This window comes from Streptomyces sp. NPDC058284 (assembly GCF_042881135.1).
Lineage (GTDB): Bacteria > Actinomycetota > Actinomycetes > Streptomycetales > Streptomycetaceae > Streptomyces.
The window spans coordinates 280,591-288,089 of the sequence record NZ_JBHVYE010000007.1 but is presented as its reverse complement, the minus strand read 5'-3'; the positions used below and the strand labels follow the sequence as shown (position 1 = coordinate 288,089).

Below are 7,499 nucleotides of genomic sequence, written 5' to 3'. Positions count from 1 at the left end.
CGGGGCGCCCCCGGGCCCGGCCCCCCCCCCTGGGCCCCCCCCCCCCCCCCCCGCGGGGGGGGGCGGCTGGGGCTCCCGGCGGGGGGGCGGGGGGGCCGCGGGCGGGGCGGGCGCCCCCCCCCCCCGCCCGGTTTCGCCCTCGACGAAATCCGTACGCGTGAACGCGGCGGTAACCCGTCGGGACGGCGTATCAGACGTCTCACAGCCCGGCCCGGCGTCCCGTCTCCCGCCGACAAGTGCGAAGATGGGTTCTCGGCAGGACAGGGCCCCCACCACAGGGCCGAAACAAGAGCGGCCGAATACCAGCCGACCGACCGGTCGTCCCCCGCGAAAAGGGGTCCGGCGTACGGCGCACATGCATGGAGGACGTGACGTGGCGAACGACGCCAGCACCGTTTTCGACCTAGTGATCCTCGGCGGCGGTAGCGGCGGTTACGCCGCGGCGCTGCGCGGAGCGCAGCTGGGCCTGGACGTCGCCCTGATCGAGAAGAACAAGCTCGGCGGCACCTGCCTGCACAACGGCTGCATCCCCACGAAGGCGCTGCTGCACGCCGGCGAGATCGCCGACCAGGCGCGCGAGGCCGACCAGTTCGGCGTGAAGGCCACCTTCGAGGGCATCGACATGGCGGCCGTCCACAAGTACAAGGACGACGTGATCTCGGGCCTCTACAAGGGCCTGCAGGGCCTCGTGGCCTCCCGCAAGGTGACGTACATCGAGGGTGAGGGCAAGCTCTCGTCGCCGACCTCGGTGGACGTGAACGGTCAGCGTGTCCAGGGCCGCCACGTGCTCCTCGCGACCGGCTCCGTGCCGAAGTCGCTGCCGGGCCTGGAGATCGACGGCAACCGCATCATCTCCTCGGACCACGGCCTGACCCTGGACCGCGTACCGAAGTCCGCGATCATCCTGGGCGGCGGCGTCATCGGCGTCGAGTTCGCCTCGGCGTGGAAGTCCTTCGGGGCCGACGTCACGGTCATCGAGGGCCTGAAGCACCTCGTGCCCGTGGAGGACGAGAACAGCTCCAAGCTCCTTGAGCGCGCGTTCCGCAAGCGCGGCATCAAGTTCAACCTCGGCACGTTCTTCGACAAGGCCGAGTACACGCAGGACGGCGTCCGCGTGACGCTCGCCGACGGCAAGACCTTCGAGGCCGAGGTCCTCCTGGTCGCCATCGGCCGCGGCCCGGTCTCGCAGGGCCTCGGCTACGAGGAGCAGGGCGTCGCGATGGACCGCGGCTACGTCCTCGTCGACGAGTACATGCAGACCAACGTCCCGACGATCTCGGCCGTGGGCGACCTGGTGCCGACCCTCCAGCTCGCGCACGTCGGCTTCGCCGAGGGCATGCTGGTGGCGGAGCGCCTGGCCGGTCAGAAGCCCGTCCCGGTCGACTACGACGGCGTGCCCCGGGTGACGTACTGCCACCCCGAGGTCGCCTCCGTGGGCATCACCGAGGCCAAGGCCAAGGAGATCTACGGCGCGGACAAGGTCGTCGCCCTGAAGTACAACCTCGCGGGCAACGGCAAGAGCAAGATCCTGAAGACCGCGGGCGAGATCAAGCTCGTCCAGGTCAAGGACGGCGCCGTCGTGGGCGTCCACATGGTGGGCGACCGCATGGGCGAGCAGGTCGGCGAGGCCCAGCTGATCTACAACTGGGAAGCGCTGCCGGCCGAGGTCGCCCAGCTCATCCACGCCCACCCGACGCAGAACGAAGCGCTCGGCGAGGCCCACCTGGCCCTTGCGGGCAAGCCGCTGCACTCCCACGACTGACCCTGTCGCGACCCAGACTTCCTTCCCCAAGCTCTCGGCTTCGCTCGAGCAGGGGAGACCCCATTTTCGTAAGGAGCAACTGAAACCATGGCGGTTTCCGTATCCCTTCCGGCGCTCGGCGAGAGCGTCACCGAGGGCACTGTCACCCGTTGGCTGAAGGCCGAGGGCGAGCGCGTCGAGGCCGACGAGCCGCTGCTCGAGGTCTCGACCGACAAGGTCGACACCGAGATCCCCTCCCCGGCCGCCGGCATCCTGGCCTCCATCAAGGTCGCCGAGGACGAGACCGTCGAGGTCGGCGCCGAGCTCGCCGTCATCGACGACGGCTCGGGCGACGCGGGCGGCTCGGCCGCCCCGGCCCAGGAGGAGGCCCCGGCCGCCCCCGCCCAGGAGGAGGCCCCGCAGCAGGAGGCCCCCGCCCAGGCCGAGGCGCCCGCCGCCCCCGCCCCGTCCTCCGGCGGTTCCGCCGAGGGCACCGACGTCACCCTGCCCGCGCTCGGTGAGTCCGTCACCGAGGGCACCGTCACCCGCTGGCTGAAGGAGGTCGGCGAGGAGGTCGCGGCCGACGAGCCCCTCCTGGAGGTCTCGACGGACAAGGTCGACACCGAGATCCCCTCCCCGGCCGCGGGCGTGCTGCTCGAGATCGTCGTGGGCGAGGACGAGACCGCCGAGGTCGGCGCCAAGCTCGCCGTCATCGGTGCGCCCGGTGCCGCTCCGGCCCCGGCCAAGGAGGAGGCCCCGGCCGCCCCCGCGCAGGAGGCCCCCAAGCAGGAGGCGCCGAAGCAGGAGGCCGCCCCGGCCCCCGCGCAGCCCGCCGCTCCGGCCGCCGCTCCCGCCGCCCCGGCCAAGCCCGCCGCTGCCGCCCCGGCTCCGGCGCAGCCCGCGGCCCCGGCCCAGCCGGCTCCCGCCGCCCCGGCCGCCCCGGCCGCCCCGGCGCAGGCCACCCCGGCCGACGACGGCGCCTATGTGACCCCGCTGGTCCGTAAGCTCGCGTCCGAGAACGGTGTGAACCTCTCCGAGGTCAAGGGTTCCGGCGTCGGCGGTCGTATCCGCAAGCAGGACGTCATCGCCGCCGCCGAGGCCAAGAAGTCCGCCCCGGCCCCGGCCGCCGCAGCTCCGGCCGCCGCGTCCAAGGCTCCGGCCCTGGAGGCCTCCCCGCTGCGCGGCCAGACGGTCAAGATGACCCGCATGCGCAAGGTCATCGGCGACAACATGATGAAGGCCCTGCACTCGCAGGCCCAGCTGACCTCGGTCGTCGAGGTCGACATCACCAAGCTGATGAAGCTGCGCGCCAAGGCGAAGGACTCCTTCGCGGCCCGCGAGGGCGTCAAGCTCTCGCCGATGCCGTTCTTCGTCAAGGCCGCCGCCCAGGCGCTGAAGGCCCACCCGGTCATCAACGCCCGGATCAACGACGACGAAGGCACCATCACGTACTTCGACTCGGAGAACATCGGCATCGCCGTGGACGCCGAGAAGGGTCTGATGACGCCGGTCATCAAGGGCGCGGGCGACCTGAACATCGCGGGCATCTCGAAGAAGACCGCCGAGCTGGCCGGCAAGGCCCGTGGCGGTGGCCTCACCCCGGACGACATGTCCGGCGCCACCTTCACGATCTCCAACACCGGTTCGCGCGGCGCCCTGTTCGACACGGTCATCGTGCCGCCGAACCAGGCCGCGATCCTCGGCATCGGTGCCACGGTCAAGCGCCCGGTCGTCATCAACCACCCCGACCTCGGCGAGACCATCGCGGTGCGGGACATGACGTACCTGTCGCTCTCCTACGACCACCGTCTGGTGGACGGCGCGGACGCCGCCCGTTACCTGACCGCGGTCAAGGCGATCCTGGAGGCGGGCGAGTTCGAGGTCGAGCTCGGCCTGTAGTGACGGCCGCCCCCTGGCGTCTGTAACACTCGTCTCATCAGCGCGTACGCCCCCGTCCGGAGGTTTCCGGACGGGGGCGTCGCCGTATTGTCTAGGGGTCACTACGCCCTGGGGACCTGCCAGCCCCTGCCGGAGGAGCTCACATGACCGCGCCCGTTGTTCACTCGTTGCGCGAACAGATCCGCGAGCACATCGTGGAGGGGATCGTCAGCGGGCGCTGGAAGCCGGGCGAGCGCATCGTGGAGCGCCGGATCGCCGTGGAGCTGGAGGTCTCGCAGACCCCGGTGCGGGAGGCGCTGCGGGAGCTCGAGACGCTGCGGCTGATCGAGTCGGCGCCCAACAAGGGCGTACGCGTTCGCAATCTCTCGGCCGCCGATCTGGAGGAGAGCTACCCCGTGCGGGCCGGTCTCGAGGCGATCGCCGCCGAGCTGGCGTCCGCGCGTCTCGCCGAGGACTGCACGGCCCTTGAGCCCCATGTGGCGGCCCTCTACGAGGCGGACCGGGCCGCGGACGGCACCGCGCAGGTGCGGCACACCGTCGCCTTCCACCGGGAGCTGGTGCGGGCCGCGGACAATTCCGTCCTCCTGCACACCTGGGAGGGGCTCGGCATCGAGGTCTTCACGGCGCTCTCCATCCGCTGGCTGGGCACGGTCCAGCAGTCGTACGCGGAGGAGCACGAGGCCCTCGTCTCCGCCTTCCGCCGCCGCGACCCCGCCATCGCGGAGCTGGTCAAGGCGCACGTCCTCGGCTGCGCGCCGCGCGCCTGAAGGGGCGCTCATCCGTGCCGTACGGTCCGCAGACGTGCCCTCGGACCTGCCCTCACCTGCATAAACCCTTCAAATCGAAGGCACCGCGTGCCCGTTTTGATGGCACCGGATGCCGACTTGCGCGATCTGGAGAAGTTTTTCCCTCAACGCTTTGATCGATCATCGATCACGGGCTTACAGTCGTCGACGGCCCTGTGGCGCAGTCACACAAACGATTCCGCACCAGAGCCGCACGCCCTGTCCTGCCAAGACACCGGGCACCCCCACCCCTTACCGAACAGGGGACCCCCTCCGACTCAGGAAGGCGGCGACATGACCGACCCCTCCGCAATCCAGCCGAGCGAGCTCGACCAGCTCCCGGACCGCGACCCCGAGGAGACCGCCGAATGGCAGGCCTCCCTGGACGCCGTTACTCAGGCGGCCGGGCCGCACCGTGCCGCATACCTGATGCGCCGCACGCTGGAGCGCGCCGAGGGCGCGGGCCTGGCGCTGCCCAAGCTGCTCGAGACTGATTACGTCAACACGATCCCCACCTCCGCCGAGCCGGCCATCGACGGCGACGAGGAGATGGAGCGGAAGATCACCGCGTGGAACCGCTGGAACGCGGCTGCGATGGTCACCCGGGGTTCCAAGCACGGCGTCGGCGGCCACATCGCGACCTTCGCGTCCGCGGCCTGGCTGTACGAGACGGGCTTCAACCACTTCTTCAAGGGCAAGGAATCCCAGGAGGCTCCCGGCTCCGGTGACCAGCTCTACATCCAGGGCCACGCCTCCCCCGGCATCTACGCCCGCGCCTTCCTCGACGGCCGCCTGAACGAGGCGCAGCTCGACAACTTCCGCCAGGAAGCGGGCGGCAACGGCCTGCCCTCCTACCCGCACCCGCGCCGCCTGCCCTGGCTGTGGGAGTTCCCGACCGTCTCGATGGGTCTGGGCCCGCTCTCCGCCATCTACCAGGCGCGCTTCAACCGGTACCTCACCAACCGCGGCATCAAGGACGTCTCCGCCTCGCACGTGTGGGCGTTCCTCGGTGACGGCGAGATGGACGAGCCCGAGTCGACGGCGGCCCTCGCACTGGCCGCGCGTGAGGGGCTCGACAACCTCACGTACGTCATCAACTGCAACCTGCAGCGCCTCGACGGCCCGGTCCGCGCCAACTTCCGCGTGGTGCAGGAGCTGGAGGCCCAGTTCCGCGGCGCCGGCTGGAACGTCATCAAGGTCCTGTGGGGCAACGCCTGGGACGAGCTGTTCCAGCTCGACACCACCGGCGCCCTGGTCCGTCGCCTGCGCGAGGTGCCGGACGCGCAGTTCCAGACGTACGCGACGCGCGACGCCGCCTACATCCGCGAGCACTTCTTCGGCTCCGAGCCCGCCCTCGTCGAGCTGGGCAAGCTGCTGAGCGACGACAAGATCAGCGAGTGCTTCCACCTCTCGCGCGGCGGCCACGAGGCCCGCAAGGTCTACGCGGCCTACCGTGCGGCGCTCACCCACAAGGGCGCGCCGACCGTGATCCTCGCGCAGACGGTCAAGGGCTTCACGCTCGGCAAGGGCTTCGAGTCCAAGAACGCCAACCACCAGATGAAGAAGCTGACGGTGGACGAGTTCAAGGACATGCGCGACCTGCTCGGTCTGCCGATCCCTGACAGCGCGTTCGTCGACGGCCAGGTGCCCTACGGCCACCCCGGCGCCGACTCCCCCGAGGTCCGCTACCTCCAGGAGCGCCGCGCGGCCCTCGGCGGCCCGGCCCCGGCCCGCCGCACGCAGCCGCTCGCGCCGCTGCCCGCCGCCGCGGACAAAACCTTCGCCTCCTTCGACAAGGGCTCGGGCTCGCAGTCGGTGGCGACGACCATGGCGTTCGTACGCCTGGTCAAGGACCTCGTACGCGACAAGCAGACCGGCAAGCGCTGGGTGCCGATCGTCCCCGACGAGGCACGCACCTTCGGCATGGAGTCGCTCTTCCCCTCCCTCGGCATCTACTCGCCGAAGGGCCAGACGTACGAGCCGGTCGACCGCGACCAGCTGATGTACTACAAGGAAGCCAAGGACGGCCAGATCCTCAACGAGGGGATCACCGAGGCCGGCTCCATGGCGGACTTCATCGCCGCGTCCACCGCGTACGCCACGCACGGCGAAGCGATGATCCCCTTCTACATCTTCTACTCGATGTTCGGCTGGCAGCGCACCGCCGACCAGATGTGGCAGCTCGGCGACCAGCTCGGCCGCGGCTTCCTCGTCGGCGCCACCGCCGGTCGTACGACGCTGACGGGTGAGGGCCTCCAGCACGCCGACGGTCACTCGCCGGTGATCGCCGCGACGAACCCGGCCGCGCTCTCCTACGACCCGGCGTTCGCGTACGAGATCGCCGCGATCGTCAAGGACGGTCTGCGCCGCATGTACGGCGAGGCGGCCCCCGGTGAGGACCAGAACGTCTTCTACTACCTCACCGTCTACAACGAGCCGATGCCGCAGCCCGCGAAGCCCGCGGGCGTCGACGAGGGCATCGTGCGCGGCCTGTACCGCTTCAACACGGCCGAGTCGGCGGGACTCTCCCCGGCGGCCAACGCCGCGCGCATCCAGCTGCTCGGCTCGGGCACGGCCATCCACTGGACGCTCAGGGCGCAGCAGCTGCTCGCCGAGGAGTGGGGCGTGGCCGCCGACGTGTGGTCCGCGACGTCCTGGACCGAGCTGCGCCGCGACGCGCTGGAGGCGGACGAGGCCATCCTGCGCGGCGAGGAGCGGACTCCGTTCATCCGTACGGCACTTGAGGGTGCGCAGGGTCCGGTGCTCGCGGTCTCCGACTACATGCGCCAGGTTCCCGACCAGATCGCGCAGTGGGTCGAGCAGGACTACTCCTCGCTCGGCGCGGACGGCTTCGGTCTGTCCGACACGCGTGACGCCGCGCGCCGCCACTTCGGCATCGACGCGGAGTCGATCCTCGTCGCGGCCCTTGCGCAGCTCGCCCGGCGTGGCGAGGTGCCGGCCTCCGCGGTGAAGGAGGCGCGGGCCAAGTACGGCCTGTAGCCCCTCGGCTCGACGTATGGGTGCGGCCCCTGCCTGACGGCGGGGGCCGCATCCGTATGTCGGCGGCGGCATCA

At 70.9% G+C, this 7,499-nt stretch carries 4 protein-coding genes; all 4 read left to right on the top strand.

The window, feature by feature from the left end; all coding sequences use genetic code 11:
* Positions 1–373 precede the first annotated feature (373 nt).
* A complete protein-coding gene (gene lpdA / locus ACFVYR_RS13495) occupies positions 374–1,762 on the top strand; it encodes a dihydrolipoyl dehydrogenase (protein WP_384263939.1) in 1,389 nt (462 codons plus the stop codon).
* Between the two features lie 87 nt (positions 1,763–1,849).
* Positions 1,850–3,640: a 2-oxoglutarate dehydrogenase, E2 component, dihydrolipoamide succinyltransferase gene (gene sucB / locus ACFVYR_RS13490; protein WP_389611792.1), complete on the top strand. Its 1,791-nt coding sequence runs from the start codon at positions 1,850–1,852 to the stop codon at positions 3,638–3,640.
* Between the two features lie 143 nt (positions 3,641–3,783).
* Positions 3,784–4,407 carry a GntR family transcriptional regulator gene (locus ACFVYR_RS13485; RefSeq protein ID WP_384257204.1) on the top strand — a complete coding sequence of 208 codons (624 nt, stop codon included), beginning with the start codon at positions 3,784–3,786 and terminating at the stop codon, positions 4,405–4,407.
* 312 nt (positions 4,408–4,719) lie between these two features.
* On the top strand, positions 4,720–7,425 hold the full coding sequence (gene aceE, locus ACFVYR_RS13480) for a pyruvate dehydrogenase (acetyl-transferring), homodimeric type (RefSeq protein WP_384257201.1): 2,706 nt from the start codon (positions 4,720–4,722) through the stop codon (positions 7,423–7,425).
* The last annotated feature ends 74 nt before the right edge of the window (positions 7,426–7,499 follow it).

Coding starts and splice junctions, on each gene's coding strand:
- sucB (WP_389611792.1), top strand. CDS start 1,850: ATGGCGGTTTCCGTATCCCTTCCGGCGCTCGGCGAGAGCGTCACCGAG.
- ACFVYR_RS13485 (WP_384257204.1), top strand. CDS start 3,784: ATGACCGCGCCCGTTGTTCACTCGTTGCGCGAACAGATCCGCGAGCAC.
- aceE (WP_384257201.1), top strand. CDS start 4,720: ATGACCGACCCCTCCGCAATCCAGCCGAGCGAGCTCGACCAGCTCCCG.